The organism is Anaeromyxobacter sp. SG64 (assembly GCF_022690745.1).
Lineage (GTDB): Bacteria > Myxococcota > Myxococcia > Myxococcales > Anaeromyxobacteraceae > Anaeromyxobacter > Anaeromyxobacter soli.
The window spans coordinates 1-16,480 of record NZ_JALCZB010000005.1; the positions used below are offsets into that span (position 1 = coordinate 1).

Sequence of the window (16,480 nt, forward strand, 5' to 3'; positions counted from 1 at the left end):
CCTCGTTCACTGGAAGCTCCTTGGACTCGCCGCCAAGCGAGGCCGTTGGTGTTTGGTCACCGAGGAGCTTCCACTTCCTTCTCAGCCTCCGCGAACTTCCGATTCACACATTCTTAGGGACACAACCGAAGCGGTTGGAGGCCTCGTTTCCTGCAGCGAGAGACTGCACCGCGCCCCGGAGCACGTCGGCCTTGTCCTGCACAGGTGCTTCGAGTGCCCGAAAGAAGACGGTCATGCTCGCGCCTCCAAACAGTAAGCGGCGGTCTCCACCATCGCGCTATCGAGTACCCCTGCGCCCAGGTCCGCAAAGACGACAGGCGGGGCAAGTCTCAAGAGCACTTCTTCCCGCCACTTCTGGAAGCTCGAAAGGAAGAATCCCGTTCGCGACGTGATCGCGCCGACACGTCCATGCGAGCCGAGCAGCTCGATGCCGCGTTCGATGAACGCTGCATAAACGTCGTTCTTCGTCTTGGCGTAGGCCTTCTCGAAGGCCTTCTTTGCCCTGGTGCTTCCAGAGCCGAATGGCGGGTTCATGAGCACGACGTCGAACTTCCTCTCCGCGACGCCGAGCAGAGCGACGCCGTGCGCCGCGTCGTCAGCGAAGAGCCGCCGCCGAGTGTTCGTCGCGCCAGCTTCCTCGCGTATGAAGCGATCGAGCGCAGCGCGGATGCGCTCTTCCGGCGGCGTGAACAGCTCGCCCTGTTTCCTTGGAGGCGTCTTCACAAGCCGCTCGACGCGGAGCAAGAGCCCCATGTCGCCCGCGAGGTTCAACGACTCCACGAGGCTCATGAACACGCGCCCGAGCTCAGCGTCGCCCAACTTCGCCACGAACTCCTTGGCGATCTGGTCGTCGGCCACGAGCGGTTCGGCCACAACGATGTTCGACCGGCGGATCTGCGCGCGCTCAGCGCGGCTGATGCCGAAGTCGCGATAGGCCTTCTGCGCGCGCATCCACAGGGCGAGCTGGGCGATCTGCGCGCAGCGCGGGTCGATGTCGACGCCGTGGAGATTTTGCGCGAGCACGAGGCCCGGGACAGCCTTTCGAAGCGCATCGAGGCTCGGGTAGTCCTCCACGAGCGTCTTGCCCGTCGCTTCGCTCCTTGGGCTCTCCGGGTCGGCGTGGGCCTCCTCGTAGATCGCGAGCAGCAGGTCGAAGGCGTAGAGCAGGAAGTGCCCGCTGCCACACGCCGGGTCGAGCACTCGGAGGTCGCGTGGATCCTTCTTGGCGCGCGGCGCGAACTCCTCCCCGGGCTTGCGGACCATGTACTCGCAGCGCTCGGCGAGCGCAGTCTTGGTGCCGCGCATCTCGTACCAGATGCGGCCGAGCGTGTTGTCAGTGAGGAACTGGACGACGTAGCGGGGCGTGAAGAACTGGTTGCGGACGGCCAGCTCGCGGCTGTTGCGCGGCGCCTGGCTCTCCTCGCGCATCTTGCGGCGTTCGTCCTGGCCGTTGAAGAACTGATAGACCCAGCCGATGGTCTCGTCCTCGCCCCACACGGGGGCGAGATCGGTCGCGTTCAGGATCTCGAGGAGCTGCTCGAAGGTCGCGCGCTTCGGCCACAGTACGCTCGACGGATCGCGTCGGTCGAAGAGGACCTTAACCTCGGTCGACAACTCGTCGAAGAGCGACTCGATGTAGAGCCGGTAACCCTCGCTGTCTGGCAAGAGCAGCAGGCCCGGCGCCATCCCGCAGAACTCGCGGTAGCCCGCCGACTGCTCGCCCTTCGTGATGCACTCCTGCACGAGCTCGCGGGCCTCGAGCATCTTCAAGGCGACGAAGCGGTTGAGCGTGGTGAACGCGGCGTCGCGCAGGTAGTCGCGGGCGGCATCAGCAGGGGTCATACCGGCGGCGCGCTTGTGCTCGATGGCTGCGACGATGCGCTCGCGCGAGAACGCCCGGCGCACCGAGAGGTGCTTGCCGGCCTTGGCGGCCACCTCGCCGTCCTTGTGCACGTCGAAGTCGCCCTCGAGCTGCGCGGCGAAGTCCTCCTCGAGGAGCTTCCGAGCTCGCTGGGTGGCGCGTTCGATCGCGTTTCTAGTCTCCTTATCCATGCTCTCGAACTACTTTTTCCCGACCGTGGCCTCGATTAGGGCACGGGTGCCAGCGTCCATCACCAGATCCGGCTCATTGAGCCACCTGCGGAGCACTTCAGGGGCCTCCTGTGCCGCGGTGGTAGCCGGCTGCTCTCTCATGAGCTTGATGAGATTTTCCACCTCGGGCCTCTCGAGTTTCGTCGTCATGGCTTGCTCCTCTATTGAACGATGACCTTCTTGCCTGCGCCGATTAGGCGTGAGCACTCCTCGCGCACGCCGTCGAGGGCCGCTTCGAGCTGCTCCTCGGTCTCGACGCCGCCTGCGAAGTAGCTGCCGACGCTCACGGTGACGACGCGCTCGCCGTCTATGATGCGCCTGAGCTCGGTGATTGCCGAGCGCAGGCGCCCCTCGCATGCATCGCGGTCGGCGCGAAGCTGCGGGATGGGCACGCGCTCGGCGTCCCGCTTCTGGAAACGCTCGAAGGGGTCGGCGAGGCGGTGCTGCTGGTCCTCGTCGATCTCCGACCAGCCCGGCGTCTTGATGAGCTTGTCGAACGCCTTGGCGTAGGCGGCCACCCGAGCGTCGAGCGCATCATCGAAACGGCGGCCGTACTCGGTCTCGAGGACCTTGGTGTGCTGCTCGATGGCGGGCAGCTCCTTGAAGAAGGTCTCGCGCGCGAGCAGATCATCGAGAAACGAGGCGCGCGCGCGTAGGGCGTCGGAGATGTCCGGCTCCTGGCTGAGAAAGCTCCACAGCGTCCCCTGCGCCTTGCGGGCTCTCTCGAGGTCGTGAAGGCGCGGATCGTTCAGTACCTGCTCGAGTTCGACGGCGCGCTTGATGGCCTCCTTAATGGCGCGGTGGCTCGTGTTGAACGTCGCGATGGCGTTGTCCTCGGAGCCCCGGAGGATGGCCTTCATCTGGCCGATAGCGCCCTCGAGCACGGCGCCGCCAGGAAGGCGATGCGCCGTGAGCGTTGCGAGTGCCGATGAGACGGTATCCTCGTTGCGCGCGACCTCCTTGCGAAGCTCGGCGACGATGGTGCCGGCGTTCAGCTCCTTCACCTCGCTGCCGAACGTGTCGCGGAAGGCCTCGGAGGCCTTTACCAGCTCCTCGAATTCGATGCCCTTCTTCGGGCGGAAGGATGCCTGCCGGAACAGGTTGTTGTTCGAGAAGGTGTCGCGCGCCTCGACCCCGGTGACGCTCTCGATCGTCTGGCCCTTGCTGGTCGCCTCGATCTTGCCGGCACGCAGCAGGGAGAGGACGAGCAGCCGCACGACCTCGAAGTCCCAGCCGAATGGCTCTTTGGCGAACTCGTCGGTGAGGTAGCGGCCGCTCGCGGTGTCGCCGTAGTTGGCGCGCTCCTCGATGCGGTCGACGACTTCCTTGAGCGGGCCGCCCTCGGTGCGGAAGACGGTCTTGCCCTTCTCGTCGCGGAGCAGCCCGATGCTGCCGAATACGCTCGGGAGCCCCTGGAGATTCTCAGCGGTGAAGAGGGCGTCAGTGCCCTTCTTCACGTCGGTTGCCTTGGCGGCGGCCTCCTTGAAGCGGTCGAAGACCTCCGGCAGGACCTGCCCGAGCACCTCGGCGGCGGTCTTGCCGACATCGATGGCGCGGTCGCTGGGACTGCGGTCGTTGCCTCGGAAGTAGATGCGGCCCGAGAGGGCGGCAGCCTTGAGCAGCCGCCGCAGTTCGTCACTGTGGCGACGCAGGCGAACGCGCTCCTCAGCGATGAGGGCGGGCGTGTCCTCACCCTTCGTCTCGCGCTCCTTGCGCGCGAGCATCTCCTTCGAGCGGAACAGCTCGACGGTCTCACGATCGATGGAGTCCGTCAGCGCGATGGCCCAGAAGACGTGCTTGCGCTCCTGCTGGCTGCGTATGCGCAGCTCGGCGGTGAGCGCGTCGAAGTCCTTTCCATCCTCGGCGAGGTGGACCTGGAACATCATGTCGCCCGCGGTGATGTCACGGCCGTGGATGGCGAGGCCCGCCTTGAACGTCTTCGTGTCGAAGAGCGTGTGGGAGGGCTGGGGCTGCCAGAAGGCCGAGAGCACTTCCTGATAAAGGCGGTGCGAGTCGCCGGGCTTCGGGCTGATGCCGTTGCGAAGGCGCTCCCAATCGTCCTCGGCGGGCGTGGGGATACGGTAGCCTTCGTCGCCACGGCGAACTTGATGGGCCGCTTCGAGCGCGCGCAGGGCCTCTTTGACCGAGGCGAGCTGCGAGTCACCGCCAACGCTGCCGTGCAGGGCTGCCGCGATGTTCTCGGCGCTGCGGTGGACGCTCTTCACGTACTGGAGAAGGCAGATCACCTTCGCAACACGCTGCGCGAGCGGGTGATCGACGACCTTCGAGATGGCGGCAATCTTCGCGCGCACCTCAGAGCCGATGTTTCCCTCGACGAGATCGTAGACCTGATCGAGCCGCACCAGATCGCCGAGCGTACCGTCGGCGAGGTTCACGGCCGGGTTGATGAGGAGCTGCTGCGCCAGCTTGATGATGGTGCGGTTCGCGCCGCCGACGTGCTTGCTGGCGCCTCCCTGCGTTCGCAGGCCCGAGACGACCTGGATGATGAGGTCGATCTGGTAGGGCAAGAGCGGGTACAGGTCGATGAACGCCTCGCGCGTCAGCTCCGGGAGCTTGATGTCCGCGGTCATCCGCGTGTGGTCGGTGAGACGGCCGCGGTGCTCGTCGAACAGCTTTCCGAGCGCGGTCTGGGCCGCGGCATTCTTCGAGAGCACGCGGCGACTGGTGACCTCGGAGATATCCGAGGGCTCCAGGTGGACCTGGAGCGGGAAGCGATCCATCAGGCGGGCAAGCTCGATCTTCTTGTCGTCGAGCCCGGAGACGAGCTCGCCGAGCTTCTCCTGTGAGGTGATGACGACCCAATGCTTGCCGCGCCCCTTTACGCCGAGTTGCTGCACGATGGCCTGAAGGTCGAGCATCTTTTGGACGTCGCGCGCTACGAACTGGCCGACCTCGTCGACCACGAACATCAGCGAACGCCCGGGCTTGCGACGCTTCATCAGCTCGCCGGCGCGGTCGGCCAGCTTGCCCGGCGTGATGTCGGCCTTGTTCTTGACGGCCTTCACCCACGAGTCGGCGACCGGATACGTGTCGGGATCGAGGCTGTGGAGCACACGGCTCGCCTCCGACAGCGCGAAGGCGATCTTGCCCTTCTCGGATGCCCAGTCCTTCTTGAAGAGGCGCTTGTACTCCTCCTCGAAACGCGCGAGCTCCCCCTTCTCCTCGAGGCCGATCTCGAGCTCCGAGAGGTCGAGATCCTTCGCGTAACCGAGGCTCTGGAGGAAGAGCCCGTACATGATCTCGGTGAGCGTCTGGTTGCCGCTCCGGATACCCCGGTCCGTCGAGACGTCGAAGATGACCGCGTGTGTCGGGATCTTCTCGGTGATGGCCTTGAGCAGTACTTGGAGCTTCTTGTCGCCCGCGCGCGCGGCGAAGCGCTCGGCGGCGGATTCGCCCGCCACCGTGCGGTTCGCGATCGCGAGGCCGAGCATCTTGGCGAAGCTCGACTTACCGGAGCCGAAGAAGCCCGAGACCCAGATAGAAACGCCGTCGGTCGGCTTGTTCGGCGCCTCGCGGTACGCCTCGAAGACGCCGGTGTAGTGCGTGCGGATCGCGTCCGTGACGACATACTCGGTGATCTCGTCGCGGATGATCTCTTCGTCGGTCTGGTCGACCTTGATGACCTCTTCGATACGACGGTGAATGTCGTTGGCGAAGAGGTTTTTTATGGGCGTCGTCATCGTCAATGGTCCTCAGAAGATCTTCGGGCGGTAGTTGTGCTCCGCGTCGAGCACGCCCATGAAGCGCAGGCCTGCTGCGCCGTCGAGGTCGCCCGGGTAGAAGAGAACGGTCGGCACGTGCACGCGGCCCTTGAGCTGCTCGAGCAGCGAGAAGGTTCGGTACACGGGGAACAGCGCGCCGGTGCGCAGGATGAAGACGATGTCTTGGAGTGGATCGCCGTCTTCCGGGAGCTGCGAGGCGACGAGGTCGACGAGCGACGACTCGCCCTCGGAGAGCACCGAATGAACGGTGTCGACGACCGTCTCGGTGCCGAGCTCCCTCTCGACGTCGAACCACTCGGCGAGCGGGCGGTGCAAGCGCAAGGCGGCGTCGAGGCACTGGGCCAGCGAGATGCGGCGAACGCGCTTGCCCTTCTGCGAGAGCCGGGTCTCGAGCAGCGTCACCTGCTGGCGCAGCGTGAACTCCTCCTCCGGGTCATAGCGGAAGAGCGCGTACGGCATGTCGTGGTACGCGCTGATGCGCTGCCGGGGATCGGGCAGCTCGAGAATGGGCTCGAGGTTCTGCTTGAGGCGGTGTTCGAGGTCGCTCACGCAACTATCCTCTCTGCGTACTCGCGGGTGCTCGCGCAGGGCAGGGAGAGCTGCACGAGGCTGCCAGCAACCTGAAATTCGAGCTTCTTATACTGATGGAGTCGCAGGAGCTCGTGTTCGACGTCCGCCGGGCGCATCAGGAACAAGCGCCACTCGGGCGAGGAGATCATCTTCGAAGGACTCAAGTTCTCATCGCGCATCGCGTGCAGCAGGTAGAGGAAGCTGCGCTCCGGCAAGTGGAACGAGACGAACTCCTTCGCAACGGAGCCGCGCAGGAGGCCGAAGTCGACGGCCATCTTCAGGAGGCCTGCCGCGACGCGCCTGGTGGTCTGGTCGGACCACGCGTGCTCGATAGTGCCGCCACGTTTGCCGATTCCGCCCAGGTACTCCTCGACGTCCTTCGTGTGAACGCGAAAGGTACCGGAATTGTACGCGGCGAAAAGCCAGGTCTCGAGGAAGTCGCGCACAAGAAACTCATCGCGCGTCATGTGCCAGAGCAACAGCGGCTTCCACTCGTCGATCGGAAGGCCCCGCTTCGCGAGCACGACGAGCGGGCGATCACGGCCGGCGGGATCGAAGCGGCGGTTCAGAACCCAGGCAACGTCGCGAAGCCAAGTCGTGCTGCTCGCGCCGATGAAGTTTTCGTCGCGGAGACGATCGAGGTTCTCCCGCTTCGAACGCTCGAAATCCCACGCTGTGAACACGGCGTAGGTTTCCTCGATCATCGCCCCTTTCACGACGGTAAAGGACGATGCGACTCTCGCACGAGAAGCTGGGCTCACGCCGTCCTCGCGTACGGGACTGCCAGTGCCCCCGGCTCGCCACGCGCGAAAGCGAGAGCGAGCAGTCCCACGTCCGCGTCGGTGCCGCGAAACAATCCCGGGAGCGGAACAGCCCGACCTTCCGACGATCGGCGGAGCTTGGTACAGGCCTCGAGGTCTGAATCGCTTACGACCTCGAACCCGCAAAGGGTCGCGCTCAGGTCGGTGCCCTGGATGGTTTCGAGCTTTTCGAAGAACCCGCTCCAGTTCGCGGCCTCGTCGAGCCAATGCTCCCAGCGCGCGTCGAACTCCTCCTCGATGCGTTCCGGCAAGCGCCACAGCGTCACACAACCTGGGGGATCGAACACCTCCGCACAGCGATGAGCCGCGACGGCAAAGACGGACCGCGCTTGGGCGAAGTGATGGGTGCGCGGGAGCCCTCGCTTCAGAGCGGACGCACCCAGCCGGCCGAGTTGGCCCTTGGTGTTCCACCACTTGGCGAGGTCCATCTCCCCGAATCGCCCCACGATGAGGCGGAGCTTCAGAAGCCTGTCCAGGTCCATCCGTACTCCGTCCCCAGCGTTCGCCGCCTAAGCACGTGATTATACGATGCTTTCGGCCGAAGGCGGTGGCCGATGCGGGCCAGCAGTCTACCAGAGGACCGGACACGGGAATGGTCCGTAACACCGCATGGAACTTCCGTTTTCGTCCGCGTCGATCTGGCGACCGCCGCGGCGCGCGGTCATCTCTCCCGGACGACCAGAGGCAGGTTCGCCGCGTTCACCGGCGACGTGACCGCCCTCACCGCCGTCAACGTTCCGGTGAAGCTCACCGCCTCGCAGGCTCCGGTCGCGGGGTTCGTCTGGGACCGGATCGCGACCCCGCTCCTGGAGAAGTCCACGACGAACGAGCCCGCGCAGGTCCCGAGCGGCCCAGCTCCGCGTTGGCACAGAGGCGCCTGGAACGGCACGGGCTCCGGGCCTGTGTTTACCCATGGTGTCCCCGTGCAGTTGGAGCTCTCGAAGAGGAACGTCGAGCCCTCGGGGAACGCGAAGCGGATCGCCCCGTTCCCGCTGTCGATCGTCCAGACGATCCCATCCCGGAAGAAGCTCACCGTCCCGTCAGCTCCGTCGAACCCGACGAGCGGCCCCATCACGTTGGGCGGCGCGCCTCCGGAGGGCGAGTCGGTGACCACGAGCGCGGGGCCGGCGAGCCCAGCGGGGCCGGTGAGGCCCGTCGGGCCCTGCGGTCCCGTAGCGCCGGTGGGGCCGGTTGGTCCAGCCGGCCCCGGATCTCCCTTCGGCCCCTCCGTGCACGCGGAGAGGACGACGAGGGCGAGGAGGGCCGTGAGAAGGGCGCGCATGTTGGCCATGGTCGCTCAGTGGTCGATGCTTCGTCCGACCTCGATTCTACTCGCCTGGACGGACGCCTCGCCAAAGGGCCTCGTCCCATCGGCCACCAACCCCTGCGACGACACGGAGAGCCCTCCGGTCAGGTTGTCGGCGGCGGCGGCGAGATAGCGGATGTGCCGGTACGCCCACCAGTGCCGGTAGCTGTTGGTGATCGTGATCGGCACCGCGCAGATGAGGCAGCCCAGCGAATTGTAGCCGCACCGGCCGCAGTCGCGGACCAGGGTGAACGTCTGGTACGTGCACGAGAGCCGCGAGGGGTCGGTGTCCATCCAGTGGTCCCACTCCCACGTCTCGAACCGCGCAACGGGCGAGCTCGGGTTCAGCGTGCCGAACGCCAGCGGGATGGTTCGCCCACCCAGGCCCGCTGGGCGCGTCACGTACACGTGCACGCGGCCCGGCGCCGTCGCGGTCGCGGCCGGCACGACGAGCTGGCCCCCGAGGCTCGTCGCCGGCGTCGCGTCCCACGGACCGCCTGGCGCGAACGCCCGCAGCTCGGGCGCCGCTGCGGCCTGCTGCGTGCCGACGATGTCGGCCGGCGGCGACGCCCACGGGCTCGTCGAGCCGGACACTCCCGGCTTCGTGTCGCAGCTGTACTGCGTGGTCGAGCCCGGGAAGTGGACCGGATACTTCGCGTCCTGATCCGCGGCGGTCCCGCCGCACGGGAAGGTCGGGATCCCATTGCAGGTCGCCGCCCAATCGGTGATCCCGGCGAACGACATGCCGTCCGCGTTGTAGGCGAGCCCCGGCATCCGGAGCATCTCGCCCCGCCACGTCTCGGTGGCGTTCCACGCACCGCCCTCGAGCCGGACCTCGGCGAGCACCGGCACGGGCCACGGATTCGTGATGACGTACTTCACGAGGCGCACGCGCCGGTCCGGCAGGAAGGCCGTCGCCGCGGGATCGAACAGGGCGGCGTAGCCCACCGCGCTCGCGGAATACATGAACGTGCTCTTCGGATCGCCTGCCTGCGGGTACGCCAGGTCCTCGGCCACGGCGAGCGCCGGGCCGACGACGTGGAAGGTGTACGTCCCCCCATCCACCTCGGGCGCCGCATTGCCCGCCGCATCCCGGAACGACAGCGTGACGGTGACCGACGCGGTCCCCGTCACGTTCGCCAGGTGAGGCACCGTCTCCGTCGCGAGCGGCAGGTCGAAGTACAGGAAGCTCGGCGTCGACGTCGGGCTCGGGAGGAGCGCACCGGACCGGGCGGGATACTCGCAGCCGGCGCAGTCGAGCTGTACGGCGTAGGTGGCCTCGACCATCGGCGATTCGATCGCCGGGTCGTGGTGCACGGCGAACCGGAGGACAGGGATGTTCGGCGTGTTCGCTCCCTCGAGTTCGGCAACATCGAGCGAACCACCCGCCGACAACCTGGTGGCCATCTTGAAGATCTCGCCGTTCGTCGAGATCGGCTCCTTGAAGCGTCCGACCATGTTGGGATCGGCGGGGACTCTCGCCGTTCCGTCGGGATCGGTCGCCACCGTGATGCCCTCCTCGGGAACATAGGAGGCGAACGTCGCGTCGTAGAGGACGGCCGGCGGCGCGGTGTCGAGCAGGATGTCGAGCGTGAACTGATGCGGCTCGGTCGAGCCGAGGCCGGTATTCGCGGCCTGCGCCGTGTCCTCCGCCCAGATCGTCACGATGTTGTGCCCGGGGACGAGCTCGACAGGCACGTTCCAGCCGCCGTCGATGGGCGTCCCAGTGAACCGCCTGCCGCCGGCCTGGGCGAAGACGCCCTTCACGCCGGTCGCGTCCGTCGCCGAGAGAGCCAGGGTGAGTGTCTGCTGGTTCGTGAACGCCGGCGCGCTCGTGATGAAGGAGAGCACGGGCGGGGAGCGGTCCACCGGGTCGAACGTCCCTGGCGACGGTGGGCCGCCGAAGAGGTCCGAGGCATCGGTCGTCAGCGCTTCGTAGACCTTCGCGCTCACGAGATCCGCCTGGCCGATGCCGCTCCTGTTCGCCGCGCCGTTCCGGATCCACGTGTCGAGCGCCAGCGCGAGCGGCACGCGGAGGAGCTGCTCGTCGAGCGCGACGGGTGGGTTGCCCGGTGTCGCGAGCAGCAAGCCTCCGACGCCGCGCCCATCAAAGCGGCCGTCCGCATCGAGGTCGTCCTGCAGGAGCTGCGCGAGCGTGACGGCGGTGATCGCGTTCGAGCTCGCGCCATAGCCGGCCCTCGCCGCGACGTCGTGAGCGAGCTGGTTCAGGGCGATGTCGAGCAGCGCGGCGTAGGTGGAGTCCACGAGCGTCTGCGGCCTGGCCGCGAGCGGCGCGGGCACCGTGCTGCGGAGCGCGGACGGGCTCCACGCGGCCGCGTCCTTCGTCACGTGCGCCACGAACAGCGGGTCTCGCGCACCCAGCGCGGCGGTGAGCGTGCTGGGCGTCCGCTGCGCCGGGTGCCGGCCTCGAGCCCACGCGAGCGCTGCGCGATCGGCGAGCGTCGTGAGGAGCGTCACCGGAACGATCGGCGCGGCCGTCGAGAAGCGCGGCACGTACGACGAGAGGGAGAAGGTGGCCGGGATCTGGATGACCGCCGCCGAGGAGCCGCTCTCCGCCGCGACGGTCGGGTCTGCGTAGAAGAGCGCCGGCCCGCTGGCCACGATCTGGACCGGACCGGAGTAGCTGCGCGACGCAAGCGTGATCGTGGCCGCCCCCGTCGAATCGGTCGGCCCGGCCGAGCCGAGCACGCCGCCCCCGCCGACGGTCTCGTCCTTCAGGCCCGTCACGTCCGAGATCGCGTACACCGTCACGACCGCCCCAGCGACGGGAGCGCCCGCGCTGACGCGTACCTCGATCCGCTCGGGAAGCGGGCTCGTGGTCACCTGCGTTCCGCCACCACAAGCGGTGAAGCCACCGATCGCCACGACGGCGCTGAACACCACGAAGACGCTACGAGACCTCGAAGTCATGGCCCCCTCCTTCGCGGTTGCCCGCGGAAGCCCGCTCGCCCGGTCTGCGCCCTTCCTGTTCATCGAATGCTCGCACCCTTTCGCGCTGAGTGCGGCTCCCCGAGCAGGTCGTGCCGGATGAGGTCCTTGAGCGCGCGGAGCGCCTCGACCGGGGCGGGTGGCAGCGACACCTGGCACCCGCCGCGCGCGTTGTGCTCCGCGATCGCGCGGCGGGTCGCGTTCAGCGCCTCGGCGAGGGCGTTGTACCCCTCGCGGAGCTGACGGGCCTTGGCGACATCGAGTCGGGCCGAGGGGCTTCTGCGCTGTTCTGCCGCAGCGACGGCTCGCCCGTCGCGAATGAACCCGGCGAGCACGCCGGCGGCCTCGTCGAACGAGAGGACCCGGACGCGGAACGAGCTCGTCCCCTGCGCGCCGAGCCAGTCCTTCGTCGCCTTCTCGACGCGCCGCTTCCGCTCCGACGAGTGGACCAGGAACACGAGGACCGGGAAGAGCCCGTCCGGAAACGCGCGCGCGTAGTACGTCGCCGCGCCGGCGCCCGCCATCGCCGTGAAGAAGTGCGCGTACCGCTGCAGCTTGTTGAGCACGGCGCCGTGGGACCCCGGGTTCGCAGTCGCGATGCTGTGCGCCCCGGTCTCCGCCTCGAGGAACAGGCGACGCTGGTGGCCGGGCACCTCGAGGATGGCGTCCGGCTTCAGCACGGCCGGCGCCGTCGCGCCGGTGTGCCGGTGGAACATCTCGAACTCGAGCACGCCGTCGTCCTCGCACAGCCAGCGGAACGGCAGCTCCGAGACCGGCGCCACCGGAGACCGGCGGAGCGCGACGGCGAGCTCGACGAGGACGTCGTTCAGGAGGAGCGTGTGCTCGAGGAACTGGTGGCCCACGTCCTTCTGCGCCGGCGGCCGCAGGTACGCGACGCTCTCCTCGGCGATGGCTCGCCCCGCCGGAGCGAGCGCCCAGACCGGAACCGCCGTCCCCTCGGCGCGCCTGAACTCGAGGCGACGAAGGTACGCGCCATCGCCCGGCCGGCTCCCGGCAGCGCAGAGCTTCGCGAGCCGCCGGTAGACGAGCTTCCGGTTCGGGCTCTCGACGACGAGCCGGTGGACGTGCTCGGCGGACACGTAGCGGGCCACGCCGACGTACGCGAGCAACGCGCGATCGCGCTCGGTGAGGATGGTCCCTCTCACCTGGGCCACGACTCGCCTCCGGCCGCTCGCCCTCGGCCGCGCGCCAGCTCGGCGCGGAGCGCCACGATGTAGAGCTCCAGGCGCCGGGCGATGCGCTGCTCGAAGAGCGCTCGCGGGAGTCCCGCAGGCGCGGCGGCCACGAACGGCCGCAGATCCCGCACGATGAGGAGCTTCTGCTCGACCGAGATCGCCTTCGTCGGCGTCTTCGCGGTCCGGGAGGCGATGGCGCGCTCGAGGAGCCACTCCGTGAGCGGGACCGCGGCGTCGATCGTGGCCTCCAGCGCCCCGAGCCCGTGCGACCGCAGGAACGAGTCCGGGTCGGCGGCGGCCGCCCCGGGCAGGCGCGCGATCCGCGTCGAGAGGCCCGCCTTGAGGAGCGCAGGGGCGACCTGCGCCGGGGCTTCGAGCCCGGGAGCGTCGGTGTCGAAGAGGAGCACCAGCTCCTCGGCGCCCGACCGTTGGACAAGCGAGAGCTGGTGTTCCGTCACCGCGGTACCGCCCGCGGCGACCGTCTCCTGCCGCCCGGCCTGGGCGAGCGCGATCGCGTCCAGGTAGCCCTCGACCACGATGGCGCGCCGGGTGCTCCGGATGGCGGCTGCGGCCTCCGCGAGGCCGAACACCAGGTGGCCCTTCCTGAAGAGCGGCGTCTCCGGGCCGTTCAGGTACTTCGGGGCCTGCGCCCCGTCGCCCGTCGCGGGAATGATGCGGCCCGCGAACCCGACGGCGCGCCGCCGGCCGTCGAGGAACGGGAACATGACCCGGCCCCGGAACCGATCGTGCGCGAGCGGCCCCTTCGACGTGCTCTCCCGGAGGAGCCCCGCGCGCAGCAGATCGTCCTCGGGGATACCCTGCGCGACCAGCGCGGAGTGGAGGTCGTGCCACTCCCGCGCCGCGTAGCCGAGTCGGAATCGCTTCGCGGTGGGCTCGTCCACCCCTCGCGACGCGAGATACTTCCGCGCCGGCTCACCCTCCGGACCCCACAGGCGGCCCGTCCAGTGCGCCAGGGCAGCCTCGCAGGCCCGCTCGATCGCGCCCGTGGTCGGTGCGGCCACGCCGCGCCGCGCGCCGTCCTCGACGGCGACTCCCGCCTCGGCGGCGAGCTCGCGGACGACGGTCTTGAAGTCCTTCCCCTCGAACCGCTGGAGGAACTCGAAGGCGTCGCCGCGCGCCCCGCAGCCGAAGCACTTGAAGCGCCTCGAGTCCGGGTACACGCGGAAGCTCGGCGTCTTGTCGGCGTGGAACGGACAGCTCGCCGAGAACGAGCTCCCCGTCTTCCGCAGCTCGAGCCTGCGCCCGATCACCTCGACAGGGTCGATTCGCGAGCGCAGCTCCTCGATGACGGCCCCGGGGATCACGACTGCGCTCCCGCCGTGCCGATCGCGGCGCTCCGCGGAGGCGGAACGAGGTCGGGCTCGCGGCAGTACCACCGCCTCGGGAACCGGAGCACGCCGTCCGCCGCTGCCACGACCACGCGTCCGGTCCGGCGACCACCGTGGATCTCGTGATCCTCCAGCGTCACGAGGACCCCGCGCGAGCGATCGAGGTACGTGCCTCCGACCTTCAGGATCCTCTGCTTCGACTCCGTCTGCTTTCGCGCTGCGCTCATGCCGACCTCCGATCCTCCTCGCGCGCGCCATGCGCGGCGCGCCCGATGAACCGCTCGTACAGGTGGAGCCCGGCGACCGTCGCCTCCGGGCGGGACACCAGCGGGTAGGCCGCCCGAAGCGGCGGGAGCTGCCCGTAGCAGACCGGGTGGAGCGTCGAGTCCGTGTAGAGGAAGCCCTGCCCGCAGCTGGCGAGGTTCTTGATGCGGTTCGGGTGGAGCTTGTAGGACTCGACGAGCCGAGTGGACGCCTCACGCGTCGCGAGCGAGGTGAAGAGCGGGCCAGCCTCGACACGGACCGTCTTCACGACCTCCTGGTGCGTCCCGATGCTCTTCGCGACCATCTCACAGAGCGCCGGGTTGTCCTGATTCAGCACGTCCTTGATGCGCGTGTTGTCCCAGACCGAGTTCGCGAACTCGCGGCTCACGAGCTCGAGGTCCGCGAGCGACTGGTGTGCGACGGTGAACTGGAGGTTCGCGTCGCGGAGCTGGTTCAGCGAGTCGACGAAAGAGAGGTCCGCGAACCGGCCGAACTCGTCCACCACGACGCTGAACGGTCGCTGGTTCCGGGTCGCCCGGAAGACCTGCCGCAAGCTCCCCTCCTGCTGAACGTCCATCAGGAAGACCTTCCCGAGCGACGGCGCCTGGATCTTGAAGAGGTTCGACGGGAGCTGGACGTAGACGATGAGGTTCTGCTCGAGGACGTCGCGCATCACGATGTCCGGTGCGTAGGCGTTCACGAGCGGCGCCTGGAACTTGTCGACCGCGCCGACGAGGCCCGAGAGCGCCTTGTGGATCTCGTGCCCGAGCCGGTCGATCTGCGAGACGACCTCGCGTGCGGCCTCCTGGTCGCGGGAGCGCGCGAGGCAGTGGTCCAGGGCGCCGCGCCAGGCGGGGTTCTTGTTCCCGACGCCCTTCAGGCAGACCGCGAGGTCGCGCATCGTGAAGGGCTGGCCGAACCCGCGTGCGTCCACCATCCCGTGCAGCAGGCGGCACAGATTGGTGAACATGATCTGCGCCTGCGTGTTGTAGTAGCGGTTGTCGCCGAGCGGCAGGACCGAGAACACGCGCTCCGCGACCGCAACCGGATCGCCTCCGCCGCTCTCCGGCGTGCACGGCTCGACCCAGACCATGTTGTACGTGTGGCTCGGGAGAGCCGGCTGGTTCCACGCCGGGAGCGCGAAGACGCGGAGGTCGGCCTCGCGCCCGGCGACCTGCGCGATGCCCTTGATCGTGGCGACCTCCTCGTCGCTCCCCTTCCCCGAGATCACGACGCAGCCCTTGCCGTCGAGGACGTCCTGCAGGACCTGCGGCCAGAGGACGCTCTCGGTCTTGCCCGAGCCCGTCTTGCCGAGGACGTGGCGGTGGGTCGTGCGCTGGCGCTCGGAGAGGTAGACGGGCTTCCAGCGCCAGCCGAGCGCTGTCCGCCGCGGGGATAGGCCGACGAAGGTGTGGCCAGCCGGCCGGCGTCGGATCTCCGCGAGGACGTCCACGGCGCGCGCGGGGAACCGTTGGTCGTCGGCGCGGAAGTGCGTGCCGGCGATTCGTGCGATCACGTGGTTTCGCCACACGAGGAGGCCGGTCCGGTACGCGAGCAGGACCCCGGCCACCCCCGCAACGCCCAGGAGCAGCGCGGTGGTCTCGTGCGCGAGCACCCAGGAGCGGAGCGGCAGCCATCGACCCTCCGCCTCGGCCAACAGCTCGCGCACGAATGGCACCGGGACCTCGACGCCGTCGCGCTGCCAGCGAAGCGCCAGTTCCGCGCCCACCGTGAGCGTGATGACCGCGACCGCCACGCGTGCGGGAACCGAGACGGAGGGAGCGTCGGACCGCTGCATCGAGACTCCGGTCGAGCAGGTGCTGTCGCATAGCTTCTATGTTTCTGACGTTTGTATGTCAAGCGACCGCCGACGCGACTGACCCAAGAGGTTCTGTCTGCGCGAGCGTGTCGCGGTGCCGTCCTGCCGCGGCCGAGGGGGGGAAGGAACGCCGGGCCATGGCCCTCGACGTCAGAGCCGGGGAGCGGCTACCTCAACTGACTGCGTCGGCGACCCAGACCACGCTGCGAATGGACCCAGTCCGTCACCGCAGAGCGCCTCAAGATGCTACGTCCCCTTGTGCTGTAGCGACCTCGGATCGACGCGACTTTCGTGAGAGCCCCGCTGCTGTTCCGGCCAACGCACGAGGATGGTCCGCCTCATCGAGGACCCACTCCCTCGAGCGCGCATTTG

At 68.3% G+C, this 16,480-nt stretch carries 12 protein-coding genes; all 12 read right to left on the reverse strand.

The annotated features are described in order from the left end of the window. Positions 1 to 231: 231 nt before the first annotated feature. The 12 genes from MNZ29_RS02495 to MNZ29_RS02550 all read right to left on the reverse strand — a co-directional run bounded on the left by MNZ29_RS02495 (position 232) and on the right by MNZ29_RS02550 (position 16,045). Positions 232 to 2,052, reverse strand: a complete 1,821-nt coding sequence (locus tag MNZ29_RS02495; RefSeq protein ID WP_242352643.1) for an Eco57I restriction-modification methylase domain-containing protein — start codon at positions 2,050 to 2,052, stop codon at positions 232 to 234. Between the two features lie 9 nt (positions 2,053 to 2,061). Continuing rightward, positions 2,062 to 2,241, reverse strand: a complete 180-nt coding sequence (locus MNZ29_RS02500) for a hypothetical protein (protein ID WP_242352645.1) — start codon at positions 2,239 to 2,241, stop codon at positions 2,062 to 2,064. Positions 2,242 to 2,252: 11 nt separating this feature from the next. Beyond that, positions 2,253 to 5,792, reverse strand: a complete 3,540-nt coding sequence (brxC, locus tag MNZ29_RS02505) for a BREX system P-loop protein BrxC (RefSeq protein ID WP_242352647.1) — start codon at positions 5,790 to 5,792, stop codon at positions 2,253 to 2,255. A gap of 12 nt (positions 5,793 to 5,804) precedes the next feature. Next, positions 5,805 to 6,383, reverse strand: coding sequence for a BREX protein BrxB domain-containing protein (locus tag MNZ29_RS02510; protein ID WP_242352649.1), 579 nt, complete (start codon positions 6,381 to 6,383; stop codon positions 5,805 to 5,807). Beyond that, positions 6,380 to 7,108: a BrxA family protein gene (locus MNZ29_RS02515; protein ID WP_242352650.1), complete on the reverse strand. Its 729-nt coding sequence runs from the start codon at positions 7,106 to 7,108 to the stop codon at positions 6,380 to 6,382. The genes MNZ29_RS02510 and MNZ29_RS02515 overlap by 4 nt, the downstream gene beginning before the upstream one ends. Positions 7,109 to 7,161: 53 nt before the next feature. Continuing rightward, positions 7,162 to 7,707, reverse strand: coding sequence for a BrxE family protein (locus MNZ29_RS02520; RefSeq protein ID WP_242352652.1), 546 nt, complete (start codon positions 7,705 to 7,707; stop codon positions 7,162 to 7,164). Positions 7,708 to 7,886: 179 nt separating this feature from the next. Then, positions 7,887 to 8,507, reverse strand: a complete 621-nt coding sequence (locus MNZ29_RS24245) for a hypothetical protein (protein ID WP_277957200.1) — start codon at positions 8,505 to 8,507, stop codon at positions 7,887 to 7,889. A 15-nt stretch (positions 8,508 to 8,522) separates the two neighbouring features. Further along, positions 8,523 to 11,462 carry a hypothetical protein gene (locus MNZ29_RS02530; RefSeq protein ID WP_242352654.1) on the reverse strand — a complete coding sequence of 980 codons (2,940 nt, stop codon included), beginning with the start codon at positions 11,460 to 11,462 and terminating at the stop codon, positions 8,523 to 8,525. A 59-nt stretch (positions 11,463 to 11,521) separates the two neighbouring features. Further along, positions 11,522 to 12,655, reverse strand: a complete 1,134-nt coding sequence (locus tag MNZ29_RS02535) for a replication-relaxation family protein (RefSeq protein WP_242352656.1) — start codon at positions 12,653 to 12,655, stop codon at positions 11,522 to 11,524. Then, a complete protein-coding gene (dnaG, locus tag MNZ29_RS02540) occupies positions 12,643 to 14,001 on the reverse strand; it encodes a DNA primase (protein WP_242352658.1) in 1,359 nt (452 codons plus the stop codon). The genes MNZ29_RS02535 and dnaG overlap by 13 nt, the downstream gene beginning before the upstream one ends. Then, positions 13,998 to 14,252, reverse strand: coding sequence for a hypothetical protein (locus MNZ29_RS02545; RefSeq protein ID WP_242333127.1), 255 nt, complete (start codon positions 14,250 to 14,252; stop codon positions 13,998 to 14,000). The genes dnaG and MNZ29_RS02545 overlap by 4 nt, the downstream gene beginning before the upstream one ends. Continuing rightward, complete coding sequence (locus MNZ29_RS02550; protein ID WP_242352660.1) at positions 14,249 to 16,045, reverse strand: type IV secretory system conjugative DNA transfer family protein; 1,797 nt, start codon at positions 16,043 to 16,045, stop codon at positions 14,249 to 14,251. The genes MNZ29_RS02545 and MNZ29_RS02550 overlap by 4 nt, the downstream gene beginning before the upstream one ends. Positions 16,046 to 16,480: the final 435 nt, after the last annotated feature.